Source organism: Loktanella salsilacus, from assembly GCF_900114485.1.
GTDB classification, from domain to species: Bacteria; Pseudomonadota; Alphaproteobacteria; order Rhodobacterales; family Rhodobacteraceae; genus Loktanella; species Loktanella salsilacus.
This window is the reverse complement of record NZ_FOTF01000007.1, coordinates 60,456-81,337: the sequence shown is the minus strand read 5'-3', so window position 1 is coordinate 81,337 and position 20,882 is coordinate 60,456. Positions and strand designations below refer to the sequence as shown.

Below are 20,882 nucleotides of genomic sequence, written 5' to 3'. Positions count from 1 at the left end.
CTACCTGACTGCCGCAGCCAGCGTTGATCGCCGGTCTGCATGTGTTTCAGGGACGATTCTGTTGCGTCCCTCGAAACAGTCCTAGCAGGCCGGGCGATCCGGCATAGCGTATTATGCGCAAGATCACGCAACAGTGGCAGGAAAACACCGCTTAAGCGGCGGTAAACTGCCATCGCATCCATTGGCATCAAAAGTCCTCCCAGATGCATGTTTGATCTTTCAACCGAAACGGCTGAAAAAATTGAGTAATAGCCGGATCATAAGTTCCGAAATCAGCGCGCTGATCTGAAATAGACAGCACAATTTCAGCTTCGCTCCAGCCGTTGCCTTGCAGCGCAGGCACGATCACTCTGTCGCAGACAAATTGCAGATCATCAACAATATCAGCAAATTCCAGATGCGCGCCCGCAGGGGCAATCGCCGGCACAACAAACCGAAAACGCGCAATCCCGGCGTCTTCCTCTAGAATCACGTCATACAGTGCAAACTCGACGCCAGACGGCACAGCAATTTGCTGCGCCGCGACTGCCGCGCCCGAAAACAGCGCACCTGTCAAAGCAAGCGCCGGACAAAATCGCGCAAATTGCACCCCGGCGACAGACACCGCATTCATCTTGCCAAAAATACTCCGGGGGGAGTCCGCCATCGGCGGACGGGGGGCTGGCCCCCCTTCCCTGTTGCCGGTTCTAAAGCGGAATATTGTCATGCTTCTTCCACGGGTTCTGCAATGACTTGCCGCGCAAGGACGCGAAGGCACGGCATACCCGGCGGCGGGTAGACCGCGGCATGATCACCTCGTCGATGAAACCCTTGCTGGCTGCAACGAACGGATTGGCAAATCGGTCCTCGTATTCCTTCGTCCGCTCTGCGATCTCTTCCACGCTTTTGCCGCGATGGATAATCTCGGTCGCGCCTTTAGCGCCCATCACAGCAATCTCTGCTGTAGGCCAAGCGTAGTTAAAATCACCGCGCAGATGCTTGGACGCCATCACGTCATATGCGCCGCCATAGGCTTTGCGGGTGATGACCGTGACCTTGGGCACTGTCGCCTCGCCGTAGGCGAACAGCAGTTTGGCCCCGTGCTTAATCACGCCGCCGTATTCTTGGCTTGTCCCCGGCAGGAACCCCGGCACGTCAACCAGCGTCAGGATTGGAATTTCAAACGCATCGCAGAACCGCACGAACCGCGCGGCTTTACGCGAGCTATCGATATCAAGACACCCTGCCAGCACCATCGGCTGGTTGGCGACGACGCCGACGGTGGACCCTTCCAGCCGGATGAAACCGGTCAGGATATTCTTGGCGAAATCCGCCTGAATTTCGTAAAAGTCACCTTCATCCGCAAGCTTGTGGATCAGCTCTTTCATATCATAGGGCGTGTTCGTGTTATCGGGGATCAGCGTATCAAGGCTGTCATCGATCCGGTTCACATCGTCAAAAAACGGCCGCGTCGGCACCGTCTTGCGGTTGTTCAGCGGCAAGAAATCGAACAGGCGGCGGCATTCTGCAATCGCCTCGACATCGTTGTCATAAGCGCCATCCGCGACCGAGGATTTCTTGGTATGCGTGCTTGCGCCGCCCAGCTCTTCTGCGGTGACGACTTCATTGGTGACGGTTTTCACCACGTCAGGGCCGGTCACGAACATATAGGACGTGTCGCGCACCATAAAGATAAAGTCGGTCATCGCAGGCGAATAGACCGCGCCGCCCGCACAGGGCCCCATGATCAGACTGATCTGCGGCACAACGCCGGACGCCATCACGTTGCGCTGAAACACCTCGGCGTAGCCAGCAAGCGACGCCACGCCTTCTTGAATACGCGCGCCGCCGGAATCGTTAATCCCGATCACAGGCGCGCCGTTCTGCATCGCCATATCCATGATCTTGCAAATCTTCAGCGCATGGGTTTCCGACAGCGATCCGCCAAAAACGGTGAAGTCCTGAGAGAACACATAGACCATGCGGCCATTGATCGTGCCCCATCCGGTTACAACCCCGTCGCCCATCGGCGTGCTGTCCTGCATGCCAAAGTCGGTGGCCCGGTGCGTTACAAAGGCGTCGAATTCCTCGAAGCTGTCTGCATCCAGCAGCAGATCGATCCGCTCGCGCGCGGTCAATTTGCCCTTGGCATGCTGGGCATCAATGCGCTTTACGCCCCCGCCCAGTTGCGATTCCGCCCGCCGCGCCGCCAGCGCGTCCAAGTGATCTTTCATAATATCCCCCCGCAGCCTTCGCCTTGCTTTGACAGGGATCATAGGTTCGCTGCACGCGCAGGTGAAGCCACAAAGCGCGGATACGTAGCGGAGTTTGTCAACAAATTTTCCTTTGCCAGCGTAGGGATGCGCCCCAAAGGCACGGTGCATGGGGTGTTAGCGCTATCCCCAAGGCGGCCCTTTGCGTTCATTTTTGCACAGAATGCTGCGCCGTGACGGCCATGGACAACCAAAGCGCGACTTGTAACTTGCGCCGATGAATACACCCGCGCAAATTCGGTTCTTTGACAACCGCACCCCGCCACATATTTCGACGCTGATCCTGCTGGCCGGGATTTCAGCGCTGAATATGTCGATCTTTTTGCCATCGCTGACCCGGATGGCTGAATTCTTTCAGACCGATTATGCCACGATGCAACTATCGGTGTCCGGCTATCTGGCGGCGACGGCGGTGCTGCAAATCTTTGTCGGGCCGCTGTCGGACCGGTTCGGGCGGCGCAAGCTGATGCTGGGATCGCTGCTGGTCTTTATTGCGGCGACGATTGGCGCGTTGTTTGCCACATCCATCGCCGCCTTTCTGACCTTTCGCATTCTACAAGCGACGGTAGCCACGGGCATCGTGCTGTCGCGGGCCGTCGTGCGCGACATCTATCCCGCGAACGTCAGCGCGTCCAAGATCGGGTATGTCACCATGGGCATGGCTGTGATCCCGATGATCGGGCCGACCATCGGCGGCGTGCTGGATCAAGCCTTTGGCTGGCAGTCGTCGTTCGTGTTCCTGTCGCTGGCAGGCGCATTGGTTTTTGTGTTTTGCTACTTCGATCAAGGCGAAACCGTGCGCCCGGGCGGCACCAGCTTTGCCCAGCAGTTGCGCAGCTATCCTGACCTGCTCAGCGCGCCGCGCTTTTGGGGCTACGCCCTGTGCAGCGCTTTCGGCTCCGGCTCTTTCTTTGCCTTTCTGGGCGGCGCGGCTTTTGTCGCCGACCACCTGTACGGGCTGTCCGCGATGATGACGGGCGCAGCACTCGGGGCGCCCGCTATTGGCTATGCCTTGGGCAACTTTCTGACCGGGCGTTACGCGATCCGGTTTGGTATCGACACCATGGCGCTGGCGGGCTGTATCGTCAGCATCGCGGGCCTTGGCGCGTCCTTGCTGGTGTCGCTGGCCGGGTTCAACACCGCCGCGCTGTTCTTTGGCTTTTGCACGCTACTGGGCCTTGGCAATGGCTTGATGCTGCCCAATGCCACCGCTGGCCTGCTGTCGGTGCGCCCCCTGCTTGCGGGCACAGCCTCTGGCCTTGGTGGCGCGTTGATGATCGGCGGCGGCGCGGCGCTGTCGCAATTCGCGGGCACCTTGCTGAACGACACCTCTGGGACCATTCCCTTGCAGGTCTTGATGCTGGTCAGCGCGATCCTGTCGCTGGTGTCGATTGGTGTTGTCATCTTGCGCACGCGCGCCTTGGCAAGCCGGCTACCCGCCTAGCGGCGTGATGCGCGCCAGCCTGCGGCGCGCGCTTCGCTTTCAGAGCAGAACCACCGCTCGCCCTTTGCTGTATTGATCCGGGTTGCGCCGTAATGCTCTTGCCCCGGCATGTGATAGATACTGCCAGAGCCGCTGATATTGCCCTTGATCGCGCAGCCATCCGGCGCGGCGGGCTGATCGGCTTTGGCAGCGCGGAAATCGGCAGGGTTTTGCATTTGCACGGCCCAAACGCCAAGGCCCTTGGCCTGCGCTGCCTGCTCGGCCGGGACATAGTCCATGCTGTATTGTCGGTAGGCAATCGCAAGGCCAGAGGCGACCATATCGCGCCCCAGATCCCGCCCGCCCACGTCGCAGCGCGCGACTGTCCGGCCATAGCGGTCGATATCACGCGGGGTGCAATGCACGGTATCGGTGCCAATCAGCACCTGCATCGCCCGCGTCGCGGCCAGACCGCAGGCGGCCGCCACACCGCCTGTATCAAGGCACGTCTGGCTCGCCTCTGGCGCGTCGATGCCATGCAGGCGGATGCGCGTTTGGCCGATTTGAAGCGTGTCGCCATCAATCACCCGCGCGCGGCCCGATATATCGGCGGCAGCGGGCAATGCACAAAGTAGTAAACAAATGGTTAATGATTTTCGCATATCCCCAAGATGGGTGCGAATGATGGCAAGGTAAAGGCAGCAAGCGCCGCCTTTACCCTTGATTTAATTCAAAATCAGCGCTGCTTTGTCTGCCAGTCAGGATGGATCCAAGGTGCCTCGTTCGCACGAGCCAAAGGATCAAGGCCAAGGATATGATCCGACGCCTTTTCGCCCACCATAATCGACGGCGCATTCAGGTTGCCGTTGGTGATGCGTGGAAAGATCGAGCTGTCTGCAACGCGCAACCCTTCGACACCGATGACCCGGCATTCGGGATCAACGACCGCCAGCGGATCATCCGCCGCCCCCATCCGGCAGGTGCCGCAGGGGTGATAGGCGCTTTCGGCGTGCTCGCGAATGAAGTCATCCAGCGCGTCGTCCGATTCCACCGCCGCGCCGGGCTGAATTTCATGGCCGCGGAACGGCGCGAAGGCCTCTTGGGCGAAAACCTCGCGGGTCAGGCGGATGCAGGTGCGGAAATCCTCCCAATCCTTGGGGTCGGACATGTAGTTAAACCGGATTTCCGGCGCGACATCAGGATCACCGCTTTTCAGCGTCACCGCACCGCGCGACGCAGACCGCATCGGCCCGACGTGCGCTTGAAAGCCATGCCCCTCTGCCGCGACCTTGCCGTCATAGCGAATGGCGATGGGCAAAAAGTGGAACTGGATGTCGGGGTATTCAACGCCCGCCTTGGACCGCACGAAAGCTGCGCTTTCAAAGTGGTTCGACGTGCCAAGCCCGCGTTTGCCAAACAGCCACTGGGCGCCGATCAGCGCCTTCCAGAACAGTTTCCAATAGGTGAACAGCGTCACCGGCTTGGTTGCCGCCTGCTGGATATAAAGCTCTAGGTGATCCTGCAGGTTCTGCCCCACGCCGGGCCGGTCGGCCACGACGGGGATGCCATGCTGCGCCAGATGCGCGGCGTCGCCGATCCCCGACAACATCAGCAGCTTGGGCGAGTTGATGGCAGAGGCCGCGATGATGACCTCTTTGCTGGCCGTAATCACCTCGGTCACGCCGCGGCGGCTGACTTCGACCCCGGTGGCGCGGCCATCCTCGATGATCACGCGGCGGGCAAAGGCGCGGGTGACGCGGCAGTTGCCGGTCTTTTGCGCAGGCCGCAGATAGGCGTTCGCGGCAGACCAGCGGCGACCCAGATAGATCGTCGCATCAAAGGGGCCAAAGCCCTCTTGCTGCTCGCCGTTGTAGTCGTCCGTTGCCTGATAGCCAGCTTGCTTGCCCGCCTCGACAAAGGCTTTGACCAGCGGATTGCGGCGCGGGCCGCGGGTGACATGCAGCGGGCCGTCTTTGCCGCGCCACGCCGGATCGCCGCCGTGCAGACCGGCGTGCCAGTGTTCCATCCGTTTGTAATAGGGCAGCACATCGGCATAGGCCCAGCCCTGCGCGCCCATGTCGGCCCAGTGGTCGAAGTCCTTGGCGTGGCCGCGCACATAGACCATGCCGTTGATCGAGGACGATCCGCCAATCACCTTGCCACGCGGTGTTGCAAGCTTGCGATTATCCAGATGCGGCTCTGGCTCTGTCTGGAAACCCCAATCATAGGTTTTCATGTTCATCGGATAGGACAGCGCGGCAGGCATCTGGATAAAGGGGCCAGCATCGGTGCCGCCGTGTTCGATCACCAACACATCCTTGCCCGCCTTTGCGAGGCGGTAGGCGATCGCGCAGCCTGCGCTGCCCGCGCCGATAATGACATATTCAGCGTTCATTGGATGACCTCTTGGGATAATTCGGCGCGTGGGAACGAGGCAGCGCACATTAGAACGGCGCCTCGACCGGGTTCATCGCGACATAGATGCCCTTGGTCTGGGTGTAGTTCATCACCGCTTCTTTCGAATTCTCGCGGCCGACGCCCGACAGCTTTGAGCCGCCAAAGGGGGCTTCGACCGGGGCAAGGTTGTGGGTGTTGATATAGCAGGTCCCCGCCTCGAACCCGGCGGCCATGCGGTGCGCGCGAGTCAGATCGCTGGTAAAAACGCTGGCGGCCAGACCGTAGGGCGTGGCGTTGGCGCGGCGCAGGACTTCGTCTTCGTCATCAAAGGTCAGCACCGACATAACAGGGCCAAAGATTTCGTCCGTGGCGATGGTCATCTCATCCGTGACATCGGCAAAGACGGTGGGTTCCAGAAAGAAGCCATCGCGGTCCGGGCGCGTGCCGCCGTAAACCAGCCGCGCGCCTTCAGCGACGCCCTTGGCGATAAAGCCTTCGACGATGTCGCGCTGGCGGGCGCTGACCATGGGGCCAAAGTTGGTGGCCATGTCCTGCGGATCACCCATGACAACAGCGCCGAGGCGTTCAGTCAGACGCGCAAGGAAGGCATCAACCATGCCGCGCTGCACAAACACCCGCGTGCCGTTGGAACAGACCTGCCCGGTGGAATAGAAGTTACCAAGGATCGCGCCAGACACGGCGTCTTCGAGGTTGGCATCGTCAAACACGACCTGAGGCGACTTGCCCCCCAGTTCCATAGTGACATTGCGCAGGCCTGCGGCGGCGGCGGCATAAACCTTTTGCCCCGTGGCGACAGAGCCGGTCAGCGACACCTTGGCGACGCGCGGGTCGGTGATCAGTGCAGACCCAACGGCCCCCATGCCCTGCACCACGTTATAAACGCCCGCAGGCGCGCCGGCCTCATGCAGGATCTCTGCTACTTTGAGCGCGCAGAGCGGCGTGGTTTCCGACGGCTTAAAGATCATCGTGTTGCCGCAGGCCAGCGCAGGTGCGCCTTTCCAGCTGGCGATCTGGGTGGGGTAGTTCCATGCGCCGATGCCGACGCAGACACCCAGCGGCTCGCGCCGCGTATAGACGAAATCACCGCCAGCCAGCGGGATATGCTCGCCCGTAATCGTCGCGGCCATGCCGCCGAAGTATTCAAAGGCGTCCGCACCGGATGTCGCGTCGGCCACGGTGGTTTCCTGCAGCGGCTTGCCCGTGTCGAAGGTTTCGAGGACGGACAAATCGTGGTTCCGCTCGCGCATGATATCAGCGGCGCGGCGCAGGATGCGGCCACGCTCTGTTCCGGTCATCGCGGCCCAAGCGGCCTTTGCCTGCGTCGCGGCCTGCAAGGCGCGTTCAATGATGGCAGGGGTCGCGGCGTGGACGCGGGCGATAACATCGCCGGTGTAGGGGTAGATGACCTCGATCACCTCACCTGCGGTGTCTTCGACGTATTCACCACCGATAAAGTGGCTGGCTTTGGGTTGTGTAGGATAGGTCATAGGTGCCTCCGGCGGGAGTATTTCAGGAAAAAGCGAGGATGAGGGTCAGGTCTGGGGCGTGGCGGCCCGCAGAACCTGCAGAAGCGAAAGGACTTGCGCAGCGGCGTCCGTATCAGGCGCAGCAAGAGCGCGGCGGATGTAGATGCCGTCGATTAAGGCGGCCAGAACATCGGCCACTTCGGCGGGATCAGCGACCTGCCCGCGCAGGGAATGGGTCAGGTTAGACCGCAGGCGCCGCTGGTACAGCGACAACAAGCGGCGCGCGGCGGGGTTGGTTTGGGCCTGCACGTAAAATGCCATCCAGGCGGCGACAGTGCCGGGATCAAAGTGGGTCTTGGCAAAGCTGGCGCGGATGATCGCCTCTGCCCGGTCGGGGAAGGCATGATAAGCGCGCAGCACTTCTTGGCGGAATTCGCGCAGCAGGTAGCGCATGGCGGCAAGGAAAATCTGATCTTTACCGCCGAAATAATGGTGCGCCAGCGCTGATGACATGCCGGCACGCTTTGCAATTTGGCTGACGCTGACATTCAGCGAGCCATGGATGCCGACCTCTGCGATTGTTGCTTTGACCAAAGCGTCGCGGCGTATAGGTTCCATCCCAATCTTGGGCATTGCAGTATTCCTTGTTGCAATATCTGTCTAAACCGTTTTTGATTGACTCATCAATCAATAAAAACCGACCGGGAGAATTTCGATGACTTTGAAGACCACACTTTCCGTACTGGCGCTGGTCGCCGCGACACCTGCGCTGGCGCAAGATGACTGCAGCGCGGTGACCTTTGCCGACGTCGGCTGGACCGACATCACAGCGACCACAGCGGCCACATCCGTCGTGCTGGACGCGCTGGGCTATGACACCGAAACCAAACTGCTCAGCGTGCCGGTCACCTATATCTCTTTGGCTGCTGGCGACATTGATGTGTTTCTTGGCAACTGGATGCCGACGATGGAAGGCGATATCGCCCCCTACCGCGAGGCAGGCACTGTCGACACCGTCCGCGCCAACCTTGAGGGTGCCAAGTACACGCTGGCTGTGAACAAGGCCGCCGCTGACATGGGCATCAAAACCTTTGCCGATATCGCGGCCAACCGCGACGCGCTGGACGGCGAGATCTATGGCATCGAGCCGGGCAACGACGGCAACCGCCTGATTCTGGACATGATCGAGGCGAACGCCTTCGCGCTCGAAGGCTTCGAGGTCGTCGAATCGTCCGAGCAGGGCATGCTGGCGCAGGTCGAGCGTGCCGATGGCCGCGAGACGCCGATCGTGTTCCTTGGCTGGGAGCCGCACCCGATGAACGCCAAGTTCGACATGACCTATCTGGAAGGCGGCGATGATTGGTTCGGTCCCGATCTGGGCGGTGCGACTGTTTATACCAACACCGCTGCTGGTTATGTCGCTGCCTGCCCGAACGTCGGTAAGCTGCTGGAAAACCTGTCTTTCACGCTGCCTATGGAAAACGAAATCATGGGCGCGATCCTGAATGACAACGCTGACGCCGAAGTGGCCGCAAGCGCTTGGCTGAAGGCGAACCCAGACGCATGGGCTGGCTGGTTGGACGGCGTCACCACGCTGGACGGCGGCGACGCTGTTGCGGCTGTGACGGCTAAGCTGGAAGGCTAAGCCCCGCGGCTTAGTAATATATCGGCGCGGGCCACGGCGGCCCGCGCCATCCTAATTGAAGGCACCCGATGAACTGGCTGACTGATACGAAAATTCCTGTGGGCCTGTGGGCGCGCGAGATCTTTGACTGGATCAATGCAACCTTTGGCGGGGTGATCGATACCTTTGCCGACGGCCTGAAAGACGGCTTTGAAGGCATCGTCGATGGCCTGCTGGTTGTGCCCCCGCTGGCCATGGTCGCCATCTTCGTCGCGATTGCCTGGGGCATTCAACGCCGCTGGCAGACGCCGCTGCTGGTGCTGCTGGGCTTTTTGTTCATCCTGAACCAAGGCTACTGGGAAGAGACGATACAGTCTTTGACCCTTGTGATTATGGCCTGCACGGCCTGCATGGGGATCGGTGTCCCGATTGGGATCGCGGGGGCGCATAACCCGCGTTTTTACCGCGCCATCGTGCCGGTGCTGGACCTGATGCAGACCCTGCCGACCTTTGTTTACCTGATCCCCACTGTCGTGCTGTTCGGCATTGGCATCGTGCCAGGCCTGATTGCCACGGTGATCTTTGTGCTGCCTGCGCCGATTCGGCTGACCTACCTTGGCATCTCGTCCACCCCGACCGCGCTGGTCGAGGCCGCGCAGGCCTTTGGCGCGACCAAACGGCAATTGCTGTGGAAGGTCGAACTGCCCTCTGCCCTGCCGCAGATCATGGCGGGCCTGAACCAAGCGATCATGCTGTCCCTGTCGATGGTCGTCATCGCAGGTTTGGTCGGCGCGAATGGCCTTGGTGTGCCGGTTGTGCGGGCGTTGAACACGGTCAATACCGCCCTTGGATTTGAATCCGGCTTCGTCATTGTGATCGTTGCCATCATGCTAGATCGAACTTTGCGGGTGCGTAAAAAATGAGTGCTGTAGAATTCGACAACGTCTCTATCGTGTTTGGCGACACGCCAGAGGTCGCCCTGCCCCTGATGGATCAAGGCATGACCCGGCCCGAGATTCGCAAAGCCTGCGATCAGGTGCTTGGCGTCCATAATTGTTCGCTGAACGTCGAGGATGGAGAGATCCTTGTGCTGATGGGCCTGTCCGGGTCTGGAAAATCGACGCTACTGCGTGCGGTCAACGGGTTGAACCCTGTCGTGCGCGGCGATGTGCGCGTGAAAACGCGGCACGGCATGCGGTCGGTCACCAGCGCCGACGCCAAGACCCTGCGCGATCTGCGCCTGCATGATATCGCGATGGTGTTCCAACAGTTTGGCCTGCTGCCATGGCGCACTGTGCGCGACAACGTGGGGCTTGGGCTGGAACTGGGCGGCCAAACCGCAGCGCAGCGCCGGGCGCGGGTGAATGAAGAGCTGAAGCTTGTCGGTCTGGCCGATCGCGGCGATGCGCTGGTGGAGGAACTGTCAGGCGGCATGCAACAGCGTGTCGGCCTTGCCCGCGCCTTTGCCACGGACGCTGCGATCCTATTGATGGACGAGCCGTTTAGTGCGCTCGATCCGCTGATCCGCACCCGCCTGCAAGACGAGTTGCTGGACCTGCAAAAGCAGCGTGGCCGCACGATTATCTTTGTCAGCCATGATCTGGACGAAGCGTTTAAGATCGGCAATCGCATCGCGATCATGGAAGGCGGGCGCATTGTGCAGGTCGGCACCCCGCGCGAGATTTTCACAAATCCCGCCAATGGCTATGTCGCTGAATTCGTGGCCCATATGAACCCGCTTGGGGTTCTGACTGCGCGTGACGTGATGATTGACGGGGTGTCAGGCGGCGACCAAGTCGCGGCAGAGACACCGGTGAAAGACATCATCGACAAGGTGCAATCCGGCGCGGCGCTGGACGTTATGGAAAACGGCCAATCGCTTGGCCAGATCACACCATCGTCCTTGCTGACACGGCTCGCACAGCGCGGCTGACAAAAAAGCTCGGACCATGGTGCAACCAAGGTCCGGGCGATGTGCGCATAAAAATTAGCTGTTCGCGTAGGCGGCCATGACTTCGTCGCTGGCTTCAACGTTGGTGGTCACAGACTGGACGTCATCGTCGTCTTCCAGCGTTTCGACCAGACGCATCAGCTTGGTCAGACCCTCAAGATCCATCTCTGTCTGCATGTTCGGCAGCCAGATCAGCTTGGTGCTTTCAGATTCGCCCAGCGCCGCTTCCAGCGCGGTGGAAACCTCGTTCAGGTCGGTCGGCGCGCAATAGACGACGTGGTTGTCCTCGTCCGACTGCACATCCTCTGCGCCCGCCTCAATCGCGGCCATCATGACGGTGTCTTCATCGCCAACAGACGCGGGGTAGACGATCTGCCCCTTGCGGTCGAACATAAAGCCAACGCTGCCCGTCTCGCCCAGATTGCCACCGTTCTTGGTAAAGGTAGAGCGGACGGAGGACGCGGTACGGTTGCGGTTGTCGGTCATCGCCTCGACGATGACAGCGACGCCGTTCGGGCCGTAGCCTTCATACCGGATCTCGTCATAGCTTTCAGCGTCGCCGCCGACGGCTTTGGTAATCGCGCGCTCGATCACTTCCTTGGGGACAGAGGACTGCTTGGCCTCTTTCACCGCAAGCCGCAGGCGCGGGTTTTTGTCGGGATCGGGGTCGCCCATCTTGGCAGCGACGGTGATTTCCTTGCTCATCTTGGAGAACAGCTTAGCGCGCAGTTTGTCCTGACGCCCCTTGCGGTGCTGGATGTTCGCCCATTTGGAATGCCCGGCCATGGCGTGAACCCTCTTTTTGGTCTGTCGGTGATTGCGGCTCGCTATAGCGCAGAGGACCCTGCCCCCGCAAGCCTGCGCCTTACAGTGGGTAAAGCCACGGAATCGCGGCAGAGCAGATGACCGCCAGCGACAGGTTCAGCGGCACGCCGATCCGCAGAAAGTCGCTGAACTTGTATCCGCCCGGGCCGTACACCAGCGTGTTGGTCTGATACCCGATGGGCGTCGAAAAACTGGCAGAGGCCGCCATCATCACAGCAATGACCAAGGGGCGCGCATCCACGTCCAGCGCAGCAGCAAGGCCGATGGCGATGGGCGTCATGACGACAGCCACGGCGTTGTTGGACACCAATTCCGTCAAGACCATCGACAGCGCATAGATCGCAAAAACGACCACAAAGGGTGGCAACACGGTCATATAAGGTGCCAGCGATCCGGCGATAATCTCGACCGCGCCAGAGGCTTCAAGCGCGGCACCAACGGCGAGCATGGCAAAGATAAGTGAAAGCAGATGGCCGTCGATCGACTCGAACGCCTCGTCTGCGTCAATGCAGCCCGTGACCAGCACGATGACCGCGCCAAGGAACGATAGCTGCAAGATCGGCGCAACGTTGAACGCAGCCAGCACCACGACAGCCAGCATCACGCCGATGGCAATCGGCGCATGGCTGCGGCGATAGGCACGGGCCGACGGCTTGGACACATCGGCAAGGTTCATATCCGCCGCAAGGCGCTGGATATCCTCTGGTGCGCCTTCCAGCAGCAGGGTGTCGCCAACCTTGACGACCAGCTCGTCCAACTGACGCCCGATATTGCGGTCGCGGCGATGGACGGCCAGCGTATAGACGCCGTAACGGCGACGCAGGCGCAGCGCACCCAAAGTGCGGCCAACCATGCGGCATTCAGGCGAAATCAGCACCTCGACCGTGGATGTTTCCACCGCCGACACCTGATCGACCCGGCGCAATTCCTTGGTGGCCTGCAGCGACAACAGCTCTGTCATCGCGGTGCGCAGGACGATGCGGTCGCCGACCTCTAGCTTCACGTTTTCCAGATCGCGGCGCAGGGATGCATCGCCGCGGATCACGTCAATCAGGCGCACACCTTCACGCTTGAATAGCTGAACGCTAAGGACTTCGCGGCTGACCAGGTTGCTATCGGGGGGGATAACCGCCTCTGCGAAAAAGCGCATTTTGGACCGATCCGACAGCATGGTCGCCATGCTGGTACGGTCCGGCAGCAAGCGATTACCGAACAAGATCAGATAGCCCATGGTCCAGACCGCGATCACGAGGCCAATGGGGGTCACTTCGAAAATGCCAAAAGGCTCCATCCCGGACTGGCGGGCCACACCGTCGACGACAAGGTTCGTCGATGTGCCGATCAGCGTCAGCGTACCACCAACAATCGAGCCATAGGACAGCGGAATAAGCAGCTTCGACGCCGACACTTTCAGTGTCCGCGCCATCTGCACAAAGACCGGCAGCATCACCACGACGACAGGTGTGTTATTCACAAAGGCAGAGGCAGATACCACGAAGCCCATCACGCCGCCGATGGCCTGACGCGGGTTCCGTTTCGCCGCGCGTTCGGCCATTTGCGTGACGTAGTCCAGCGCCCCGGTGCGCACGAGCGCGCCCATGATGATAAACATCATCGCGATGGTCCAAGGGGCCGCGTTCGACAGCACCTTGACCGCTTCGTCATAGGGCAGAATGCCTGTGAACAGCAAAAACGCTGCACCGATCATCGCCACAACTTCGGTCGGGAAGGTTTCGCGCATGAACAGAGTGAACATCGCAGCAAGGACCGCAAGGGTCACAATGGCCTGATGTTGGTCCAGAAAGGCGAAGTGAATCATGATTGGCTTTCGATGAATTGATCCACCCATTGTCGCCTTTTGCCCCGCCCTGCGCAATGTCCATCAGCGCGGGGCGCGGCGTGTTGCGCAAGGTCAGATGACGCCTTTGGGACCGATCGCTGGGTCAGACAGCGGGCCCGGATTGCGACAGTGCACCGCCTTGGCGGACCATCATGCAGGTCTTGGCCTTGCCCGTGGCATCGTCGGTTTCGACGTAAAGGCCGGACAGCGTCGCCTCGCCTTCGGCAGGGGTAAAGCGGGCCTTGGGCATGCCGGTGATAAAGCGGCGCAGCGGCTCTGTCTTTTCCATGCCGATGACAGAGTTATAGTCGCCGCACATGCCAGCGTCGGACTGAAACGCCGTCCCGCCCGGCAGCACCATCGCGTCGGCCGTGGGTACGTGGGTATGGGTGCCGACAACGATGCTGGCGCGGCCATCGCAATAGTGGCCGACGGCCATCTTTTCGGACGTCGCCTCGCAGTGGATATCAACCAGCGTGGCCTGCACCTGCCCGCCCATCGGATACTGCTTCAGCACCGCATCTAGCGCCGAGAACGGATCGTCAAAGGGTCGTTTCATAAACACTTGGCCCAGCGCCTGCACGACCAGCACCTTGCGCCCGCGCGCGTCGGAAAACACCCGCGCGCCCGCACCGGGGGATGCTTTGGAAAAGTTCAGCGGGCGAATGATACGCGGCTCTTTGTCGATAAAGGACAGCATGTCCTTTTGATCGAAGGCGTGATCACCCAGTGTTACAACGTCCGCCCCCGCATCAAGGATTGCCTTGGCGTGATCGGGCGACAGGCCCGCGCCATTGGTCGCATTCTCGCCGTTGACCACGACGAAATCGAGTTTCCAATCCTTGCGCAGTCGCGGCAAGTGATCGGTAATGGCGCTACGGCCGGCGCGTCCCATGACGTCGCCCAAAAACATGATTTTCATGGCCCCCTGTTAGGGGCTGAGGGCAAAATCTTCTAGAAGATTTTTTATCTTCCGGTTTTTCGACGAAAAATCGGCCTTTTCAGACGGTCAGAACGCCCGCTTCTGTCACGATCATGTCCAGCGGTTGATCCGTCGGCTCTAGCGGCAGGTCGTCCGTTTGTTGCGCCGCAAAGGCGAATCCAATCGCCAGAACAGGCCCCTGCGCGCGCAGCGCCTGCAAGGTGCGATCATAAAAGCCGCCGCCATAGCCCAGCCGCCCGCCGCGCAGATCAAAGGCAACCAGCGGCACGATCAGGATCTGCGGCACCATCCAATCGCCCGCCTTTGGGACGGGTGCGCCAAAGGTGCCGGGCACCGTCGCACACTCAGGGGTCCACGTGCGAAATTGCAGCGGCTGGTCCTTGGCCGTGATGACTGGCACGCCGACGACGCCATGCGCCGCCGCCTCTGCCATGGCAGGCAGCGGGTCGATTTCCGTGCGCATTGGCAGATAACCCGCAAGCGGCGCGCCGCGGTAGCCGGCCAGCACCTCTGACAGATACCCCGCCTGCGCGCCGCCCTGCGCATGGGCAACTGCGCGGCGGGCAAGCGCCGCCTGCCGCGCGGCAGCCTTGTCCAGCATCACAGCAGCCATACGGCGGCCAGCCCGAGGAAGGCAAAGAAGCCGACAATATCCGTCACCGTCGTCACAAAAGCGCCAGAGGCCAGCGCCGGGTCGACGCCCATACGTTCCAGCACAATCGGCACGCCGGTGCCTGCAAGACCCGCCACGACAAGGTTGATCACCATCGCGCAGCCGATCACCGCACCCAGCATGGGCGAGCCGAACCAGACGATGCCGACGATCCCCATCACAACCGCAAACAGGATGCCGTTGATCAAACCTACCAGCACCTCTCGGCGGATGACGCGCCAGACGTTCGCACCAGTCAAATCGCGCGTTGCCAGTGCGCGCACGGCGACGGTCAGCGATTGCGTGCCCGCGTTACCGCCCATTGAGGCCACGATGGGCATCAGCACGGCCAGCGACACCAGCGATTGCAGGGTGCCTTCGAACAGGGAAATCACCATGGACGCAAGGATCGCGGTGAACAGGTTCACCGCCAGCCAAGGCGCACGCTGCTTTGTCGTCTCGATCACGCGGTCGGACAGGCTGCCTTCGCCCACACCGGCCAGACGCAAAAGGTCTTCCTCCGCCTCTTCTTCTAGAAAGGCCATGGCGTCGTCGATGGTGATGACACCCACGATGCGGTCGTCGTCGTCCACCACAGGGGCGGTGATCATGTGATAGTGGTTGATGGCCTGCGCGACCTCTTCCACGTCTTGTTCGACGTGAAAGGTGCGAAAGGTATCTTCCATGATGTCTTGCAGCCGCGTGGCGCGCGGATGGCTTAGGACGCGGCCCAGCGTGACATAACCCGTGGCCTTGAGCCGGGGATCGACAAGGATGATGTGATAGAACTGATCGGGCAGCGACACGTCGGATCGCAGAAAGTCGATGGCGTCCCCAACGGTCCAGTGATCGGGCGCGCGCACCAGTTCCACCTGCATGTGGCGACCAGCGGATTCCTCGGGATAGGACAGCGATTGTTCCACCGCGACACGGTCGCCGGGTTCCAGCGCGTCCAGCACCGCCTCTTGCTGCTCTTCGTCCAGATATTCGACAAGGTCCACGACATCGTCGCTGTCCAGATCGCGCACGGCGTCGGCCAGTTCGGTCGGGGAAAACGCCGAGATAATCTCTTCGCGGATCCGCTCGTCCAGTTCGGACAGGATATCGCCGTCCATCCCGCCCTTCCACAAGGTCAGCAATTCGCGGCGCTGGCGGCTGTCGATCAGCTCGATCAGGTGGGCGATGTCGGCGGGGTGAAGCGGTTCAAGCAGCGCGTCGATGTCTTCGACATTGCGCGCCTCGATCGCGTCCAGCACATCCGCGACAACGCGGTCGTTAATACCAAAGGCTTCTTCGTCGTCGTCCTCAAGGTCGGGGAGCGTGTCAGATTCGGTCATAGCGGTCCCCTTGATGGCTTGCCCCGCAACATAGACAAGCTGGGCCGCGCCACAACAGTGATACAGCCGATTGTAGCCCCCCACGCCGCGCTTTAGGATGGGGATATGACAAAACAACTTCTTTTAGGACAGACCCTAGGGTTTGACGGCGACGCCCTTGCGGATTGGCAAGGCGCGACGCGCCACGACAGCGCTGGCGGCGTTGTTATTGATGCGGGCTTGATCGTGGCGACGGGCAGCGGGGCTGCGTTGCGCGCGGCACACCCTGATGCTGCCGTGACCGATTACGGCGATGCGCTGATCAGTGCGGGCTTTGTCGATGCGCATATGCATTACCCCCAGACGCCGATCATCGCCAGCTGGGGCAAGCAGCTGATCGACTGGCTGAACACCTACACCTTTCCTCAAGAAATGCGTCTGGCGGATACGGATTACGCGCGGCAGGTGGCGGATACGACGCTTGATCTGGCGCTGGCCCATGGCACGACGACGCTGACCAGTTTTTGCACGATCCACCCCGGCAGCGTGGATGCCTGGTTTGAAGGGGCCGCCGCCCGCGGCATGGCCGTTGTCGGCGGCAAGACCTGCATGGACCGCAACGCGCCGGGTGGGCTGCGCGACACGGTGCAAAGCGCCTATGACGACAGCAAAGCCTTGCTGGACCGCTGGCACGGCAAGGGCCGCGCGACCTATGCGATCACCCCGCGCTTTTCCCCGACCTCTACCCCTGATCAGCTGGCGGCGCTGGGTGCGCTTTGGGCTGAACGACCCGAAGTGCTGATGCAGACGCATCTGTCGGAACAACTGCCAGAGATCGCGTGGGTCCGCGATCTGTTCCCCCAATCGCGGGACTATCTGGACACCTACGAGGCATTTGGCCTGCTGGGTCCAAAGGGTCTGTATGGTCACGCGATCCATCTGGAACCGCGCGAAATCGACCGCTTGGCCGAGGTTGATGCCGCCGTTGTCCACTGCCCGACGTCAAACACCTTTATCGGCTCTGGCCTGTTCGACATGGCGGGGCTTGCGGCACGCGGGCTGCGCATCGGCCTTGCGACGGACACCGGGGGCGGGTCCAACTTTTCGATGCTGCGCACCATGGCTGCGGCCTACGAGATTGGGCAGTTGCGCGGCACCCCGCTGCATCCGGCGCAGCTGATGTGGCTGGCGACAGAAGGATCTGCACGCAGCCTGCACATGGGCGGGCAGATCGGTCATCTGGGCGTCGGGTCTGCTGCAGATATCACCGTGCTGGACCTGTCATCCACCCCCGCCATCGCCCAACGCGCAGCCCAGGCGACTGACATTTGGGAGGCGCTATTTCCCACCATCATGATGGGCGACGACCGCGCTGTGCGCGATGTCTGGGTCGGCGGCGTGCGCGCCCGCGCTTAGGCCGCGCAGGGCATCAGCAGCACGATCACCCAAACATCGGCCCCGCGCCCGGACAGATCCGCCGCGTGGCCAAAGCCATAGTTGGCATAGCGCGTGTCCATCAAGATTTTGGCCTGCTTCGGGCTGGACAGCCACGCGCTCAGCGCTGCGCCCTCGGTCGGGTAGCCTTGAGAGATCACTTCTCCTGACGTGCAGCCGGACACGCCCGCCGCCTTGATCCGCGCGCCCGCCCGCGCGCCGGTATCCAACCCCATCATCAGCTTGTCGCCCTGCGCCAGATCGGCTGCATATTGCGCAGCAACCCGGTCAAGGCCGCTGTTGGACACCAATGGCGCACGGCCCGTATCAGCGCGTGCCTTGTTCAATGCCGCATCAACGGCAGTGGATTTGGGCGGGGTTGCTGCCAGCGCAAGCACCGGCTGATTGGTGACTGGCTGGCCAGAGGCGCTGAGCGGGACAACCATCGGGATCGGAATGGGCACACAGGCGGACAAAGCCAGCGCAGCAATCGCGGAAACGGCGGACAGACGGATCGACATGGCAAAGCACCAGCGGCTAGGGAAAGGTCACCCGCATAGGGGCAGACCCCGTCCGCCACTGTCAATCCATCAAGGCGCGGGCCAGCCGGTTCTGGCGCAGGGTCAAGGCGGCGGTATCCACCGTCAACATCCGCCCATTGCCCACAACCTGCCGCCCTTCGACGAACAGATCGCGGACGCGCGTCGGGCCGGCCAGCACAAGCGCAGCGGCGTCCCAGCTGCCTGCGCTTTCAATGCCAGACACATCCCAGATCGCCAGATCAGCACGTTTTCCGGTGGCGATCTGGCCCAGATCATCGCGTCCCAGCACAGCAGCCCCGCCGCGCGTTGCAAGGCGCAATGCTTCGCGCGCGCTCATCTTATCGGCGCCGTTTTGCACGCGTTGCAGCAACATCGCCTGACGCGCCTCGCCGATGAGGTTACCGCTGTCGTTGCTGGCTGATCCATCAACGCCAAGGCCCACATTCACCCCCGCATCCCGCATGGCCCGCACGGGCGCGATGCCGGACCCAAGCCGGCAGTTCGAACAAGGGCAGTGCGCTACGCCTGTGCCCGATCTGGCAAAAAGGTCGATTTCGCCTGCGTCCAGCTTAACGCAATGCGCGTGCCAGACATCAGGGCCGGTCCAACCAAGGTCCTCGGCATATTGGCCGGGGCGGCAGCCGAAGCGTTCCAGCGAATAGGCGACATCCTCGTCATTTTCCGCCAAATGCGTGTGCAGCATCACGCCTTTATCGCGCGCCAGCAGGGCGGCATTGCGCATCAGGTCGGTGCTGACTGAAAACGGCGAACAGGGTGCCACGCCGACGCGCACCATCGCGCCGGGGCGCGGGTCGTGGAAGGCGTCGATGACGCGGATACAGTCGTTCAGGATCGCGTCTTCGCGTTCGACCAAAGCGTCAGGCGGCAGGCCGCCGTCGCTTTCCCCGATGCTCATCGCGCCGCGTGTGGGGTGAAAGCGCAGGCCGACCTCTGCTGCTGCCGCAATCGTGTCGTCCAGCCGCGCGCCATTGGGATAAAGGTACAGATGATCCGACGACAGGGTGCAGCCCGACAGCGCAAGTTCAACCAAGCCCGCTTGGGCCGATATGAACATTTCCTCTGGTCCGAACTTGGCCCAGATCGGATAGAGGGTACGCAGCCAGCCGAACAGCAAGGCGTCTTGCCCGCCGGGCACAGCGCGGGTCAGGGTTTGATAAAGGTGGTGGTGGGTGTTGATCAGGCCGGGGGTGATGACGCATCCTGCGGCGCTGTGCACCGTGCCCGTCGTCGTCAGCCCCTGCCCCACCGCAGCAATCACGCCGTCCCGGATCAGGACGTCTGCAGAGGCTAGCTCTGTCCCGGCATCGTCCATCGTGACGACAACCTTGGCCCCGCGCAGAAGGGTTTCAGCCATCCATCGCGTCCTGCAGGATTTGCAGGGCAACGGTGTGGATATCGCGGTTCGCGGCGGCGATGATCTGGCCGCCGTGGTGCGCCGCGCCGCCTTGCCAATTCGACACGATACCGCCTGCCGCCTGAATAACGCAGATCGGGGCATGCACGTCATAGGGCTTTAGCCCCGCCTCGATCACCAGATCGACCTGACCGGCCGCCAGCAGCGCATAGCCGTAGCAATCCATGCCATAGCGCGTCAGCTTCATCTGGCTGGCAACCGCGTGAAAGGCGCGGCCTTCGGCGGTGGTGCCGACCTCTGGAAAGGTGGTCAGAATGATCGCATCCTTAAGCGGACGGCTGGGGCGCGTCGCCAACTTATGCGTGCCATGCGGGCCGCACACTTCGGACTGGCCAAAGCCGCCGACAAAGCGTTCTTGAATAAAAGGCTGATCAATCAGGCCAAACAGCGGCCCCGTCGCGTCAGCCACCGACACAAGCACGCCCCAGGTCGGGGTGCCGCACAGATACCCGCGCGTGCCGTCGATGGGGTCCAGCACCCAGGTCAGCCCGCTGGTGCCGCCTTGCACGCCAAGCTCTTCACCCAGAATACCGTCGTTTGGGCGTTCGCGCGCGATCACGGCGCGCATTGCGACCTCTGCCGCGCGGTCGGCTGCGGTGACAGGGTCAAAGCCGCCATCTGCCTTATTGTCGGCCAGCAATTCTGCCGATCGAAACAGGCGCATGGTTTCAGGCCGGGCCGCGTCAGCGATCAAATGGGCCACACGGATCAGGTCGGCTTTGAGTGCGTCATCCAAGGTAAGGCATTCCCGTAACTAAGAA

19 protein-coding genes are annotated in these 20,882 nt (G+C 61.6%); 5 read left to right on the top strand and 14 right to left on the bottom strand.

Annotation, left to right across the window (positions count from 1 at the left end; translation table 11 throughout):
• Positions 1-187: 187 nt before the first annotated feature.
• Together BM131_RS07865 and BM131_RS07860 are read right to left on the bottom strand one after the other, a co-directional pair.
• The gene (locus BM131_RS07865) at positions 188-706 is read right to left on the bottom strand and encodes a DUF6497 family protein (protein ID WP_139222599.1); all 519 of its coding nucleotides are present in this window, start codon (positions 704-706) and stop codon (positions 188-190) included.
• Complete coding sequence (locus tag BM131_RS07860) at positions 687-2,213, bottom strand: acyl-CoA carboxylase subunit beta (RefSeq protein WP_090187994.1); 1,527 nt, start codon at positions 2,211-2,213, stop codon at positions 687-689. The genes BM131_RS07865 and BM131_RS07860 overlap by 20 nt, the downstream gene beginning before the upstream one ends.
• A gap of 256 nt (positions 2,214-2,469) precedes the next feature.
• On the opposite strand from BM131_RS07860, the gene BM131_RS07855 reads away from it, so the two are divergent.
• The gene (locus tag BM131_RS07855) at positions 2,470-3,696 is read left to right on the top strand and encodes a multidrug effflux MFS transporter (protein WP_090187992.1); all 1,227 of its coding nucleotides are present in this window, start codon (positions 2,470-2,472) and stop codon (positions 3,694-3,696) included.
• Here the strand turns inward: BM131_RS07855 and BM131_RS07850 are convergent.
• The 4 genes from BM131_RS07850 to betI form a co-directional block, all read right to left on the bottom strand.
• Positions 3,693-4,298 carry a thermonuclease family protein gene (locus BM131_RS07850; RefSeq protein ID WP_245754177.1) on the bottom strand — a complete coding sequence of 202 codons (606 nt, stop codon included), beginning with the start codon at positions 4,296-4,298 and terminating at the stop codon, positions 3,693-3,695. The genes BM131_RS07855 and BM131_RS07850 overlap by 4 nt on opposite strands.
• Positions 4,299-4,411: 113 nt before the next feature.
• On the bottom strand, positions 4,412-6,070 hold the full coding sequence (gene betA / locus BM131_RS07845; protein WP_090187987.1) for a choline dehydrogenase: 1,659 nt from the start codon (positions 6,068-6,070) through the stop codon (positions 4,412-4,414).
• A gap of 49 nt (positions 6,071-6,119) precedes the next feature.
• The gene (gene betB, locus BM131_RS07840) at positions 6,120-7,580 is read right to left on the bottom strand and encodes a betaine-aldehyde dehydrogenase (RefSeq protein WP_090187984.1); all 1,461 of its coding nucleotides are present in this window, start codon (positions 7,578-7,580) and stop codon (positions 6,120-6,122) included.
• Positions 7,581-7,625: 45 nt separating this feature from the next.
• The gene (gene betI / locus BM131_RS07835) at positions 7,626-8,192 is read right to left on the bottom strand and encodes a choline-binding transcriptional repressor BetI (protein ID WP_090187982.1); all 567 of its coding nucleotides are present in this window, start codon (positions 8,190-8,192) and stop codon (positions 7,626-7,628) included.
• An 82-nt stretch (positions 8,193-8,274) separates the two neighbouring features.
• On the opposite strand from betI, the gene choX reads away from it, so the two are divergent.
• The 3 genes from choX (at position 8,275) to choV (ending at position 11,116) form a co-directional block, all read left to right on the top strand.
• The gene (gene choX, locus BM131_RS07830; protein WP_090187980.1) at positions 8,275-9,204 is read left to right on the top strand and encodes a choline ABC transporter substrate-binding protein; all 930 of its coding nucleotides are present in this window, start codon (positions 8,275-8,277) and stop codon (positions 9,202-9,204) included.
• A gap of 68 nt (positions 9,205-9,272) precedes the next feature.
• Complete coding sequence (gene choW, locus BM131_RS07825; RefSeq protein ID WP_090187976.1) at positions 9,273-10,106, top strand: choline ABC transporter permease subunit; 834 nt, start codon at positions 9,273-9,275, stop codon at positions 10,104-10,106.
• Entirely contained in the window at positions 10,103-11,116 is a 1,014-nt protein-coding gene (gene choV, locus BM131_RS07820) for a choline ABC transporter ATP-binding protein (protein WP_090187972.1), read from the top strand. Before choW ends, choV begins: the two co-directional genes overlap by 4 nt.
• A gap of 54 nt (positions 11,117-11,170) precedes the next feature.
• Here choV and BM131_RS07815 read toward each other — a convergent pair whose 3' ends face one another.
• The 5 genes from BM131_RS07815 to mgtE form a co-directional block, all read right to left on the bottom strand.
• Positions 11,171-11,920, bottom strand: a complete 750-nt coding sequence (locus BM131_RS07815; protein ID WP_090187969.1) for a YebC/PmpR family DNA-binding transcriptional regulator — start codon at positions 11,918-11,920, stop codon at positions 11,171-11,173.
• Positions 11,921-11,999: 79 nt separating this feature from the next.
• A complete protein-coding gene (locus tag BM131_RS07810; protein ID WP_090187966.1) occupies positions 12,000-13,778 on the bottom strand; it encodes an SLC13 family permease in 1,779 nt (592 codons plus the stop codon).
• A 124-nt stretch (positions 13,779-13,902) separates the two neighbouring features.
• Complete coding sequence (locus BM131_RS07805; RefSeq protein WP_090187963.1) at positions 13,903-14,721, bottom strand: TIGR00282 family metallophosphoesterase; 819 nt, start codon at positions 14,719-14,721, stop codon at positions 13,903-13,905.
• Between the two features lie 79 nt (positions 14,722-14,800).
• Positions 14,801-15,355 carry a 5-formyltetrahydrofolate cyclo-ligase gene (locus BM131_RS07800; protein ID WP_245754176.1) on the bottom strand — a complete coding sequence of 185 codons (555 nt, stop codon included), beginning with the start codon at positions 15,353-15,355 and terminating at the stop codon, positions 14,801-14,803.
• Positions 15,343-16,731, bottom strand: coding sequence for a magnesium transporter (gene mgtE, locus BM131_RS07795; protein ID WP_090187961.1), 1,389 nt, complete (start codon positions 16,729-16,731; stop codon positions 15,343-15,345). The genes BM131_RS07800 and mgtE overlap by 13 nt, the downstream gene beginning before the upstream one ends.
• A 105-nt stretch (positions 16,732-16,836) precedes the next feature.
• Between mgtE and guaD the strand changes: the two genes are divergently transcribed.
• Complete coding sequence (gene guaD, locus BM131_RS07790) at positions 16,837-18,126, top strand: guanine deaminase (RefSeq protein WP_090187958.1); 1,290 nt, start codon at positions 16,837-16,839, stop codon at positions 18,124-18,126.
• Here the strand turns inward: guaD and BM131_RS07785 are convergent.
• From BM131_RS07785 to BM131_RS07775, 3 genes are all read right to left on the bottom strand, one after another.
• Positions 18,123-18,665 carry a CAP domain-containing protein gene (locus tag BM131_RS07785; protein ID WP_090187955.1) on the bottom strand — a complete coding sequence of 181 codons (543 nt, stop codon included), beginning with the start codon at positions 18,663-18,665 and terminating at the stop codon, positions 18,123-18,125. The genes guaD and BM131_RS07785 overlap by 4 nt on opposite strands.
• 61 nt (positions 18,666-18,726) lie before the next feature.
• Positions 18,727-20,061 (bottom strand): 8-oxoguanine deaminase, encoded by a 1,335-nt coding sequence (locus BM131_RS07780; RefSeq protein ID WP_090187954.1) that lies wholly within the window; start codon positions 20,059-20,061, stop codon positions 18,727-18,729.
• Positions 20,054-20,857, bottom strand: a complete 804-nt coding sequence (locus BM131_RS07775) for an inositol monophosphatase family protein (RefSeq protein ID WP_090187951.1) — start codon at positions 20,855-20,857, stop codon at positions 20,054-20,056. The genes BM131_RS07780 and BM131_RS07775 overlap by 8 nt, the downstream gene beginning before the upstream one ends.
• Between the last annotated feature and the right edge of the window lie 25 nt (positions 20,858-20,882).

Bases quoted from the DNA above. Each gene is read 5' to 3' on its own strand.
- BM131_RS07865 (WP_139222599.1), bottom strand. From the start codon at position 706: ATGACAATATTCCGCTTTAGAACCGGCAACAGGGAAGGGGGGCCAGCC.
- BM131_RS07860 (WP_090187994.1), bottom strand. From the start codon at position 2,213: ATGAAAGATCACTTGGACGCGCTGGCGGCGCGGCGGGCGGAATCGCAA.
- BM131_RS07855 (WP_090187992.1), top strand. From the start codon at position 2,470: ATGAATACACCCGCGCAAATTCGGTTCTTTGACAACCGCACCCCGCCA.
- betA (WP_090187987.1), bottom strand. From the start codon at position 6,070: ATGAACGCTGAATATGTCATTATCGGCGCGGGCAGCGCAGGCTGCGCG.
- betB (WP_090187984.1), bottom strand. From the start codon at position 7,580: ATGACCTATCCTACACAACCCAAAGCCAGCCACTTTATCGGTGGTGAA.
- betI (WP_090187982.1), bottom strand. From the start codon at position 8,192: ATGCCCAAGATTGGGATGGAACCTATACGCCGCGACGCTTTGGTCAAA.
- choX (WP_090187980.1), top strand. From the start codon at position 8,275: ATGACTTTGAAGACCACACTTTCCGTACTGGCGCTGGTCGCCGCGACA.
- choW (WP_090187976.1), top strand. From the start codon at position 9,273: ATGAACTGGCTGACTGATACGAAAATTCCTGTGGGCCTGTGGGCGCGC.
- choV (WP_090187972.1), top strand. From the start codon at position 10,103: ATGAGTGCTGTAGAATTCGACAACGTCTCTATCGTGTTTGGCGACACG.
- BM131_RS07815 (WP_090187969.1), bottom strand. From the start codon at position 11,920: ATGGCCGGGCATTCCAAATGGGCGAACATCCAGCACCGCAAGGGGCGT.
- BM131_RS07810 (WP_090187966.1), bottom strand. From the start codon at position 13,778: ATGATTCACTTCGCCTTTCTGGACCAACATCAGGCCATTGTGACCCTT.
- BM131_RS07805 (WP_090187963.1), bottom strand. From the start codon at position 14,721: ATGAAAATCATGTTTTTGGGCGACGTCATGGGACGCGCCGGCCGTAGC.
- BM131_RS07800 (WP_245754176.1), bottom strand. From the start codon at position 15,355: ATGGCTGCTGTGATGCTGGACAAGGCTGCCGCGCGGCAGGCGGCGCTT.
- mgtE (WP_090187961.1), bottom strand. From the start codon at position 16,731: ATGACCGAATCTGACACGCTCCCCGACCTTGAGGACGACGACGAAGAA.
- guaD (WP_090187958.1), top strand. From the start codon at position 16,837: ATGACAAAACAACTTCTTTTAGGACAGACCCTAGGGTTTGACGGCGAC.
- BM131_RS07785 (WP_090187955.1), bottom strand. From the start codon at position 18,665: ATGTCGATCCGTCTGTCCGCCGTTTCCGCGATTGCTGCGCTGGCTTTG.
- BM131_RS07780 (WP_090187954.1), bottom strand. From the start codon at position 20,061: ATGGCTGAAACCCTTCTGCGCGGGGCCAAGGTTGTCGTCACGATGGAC.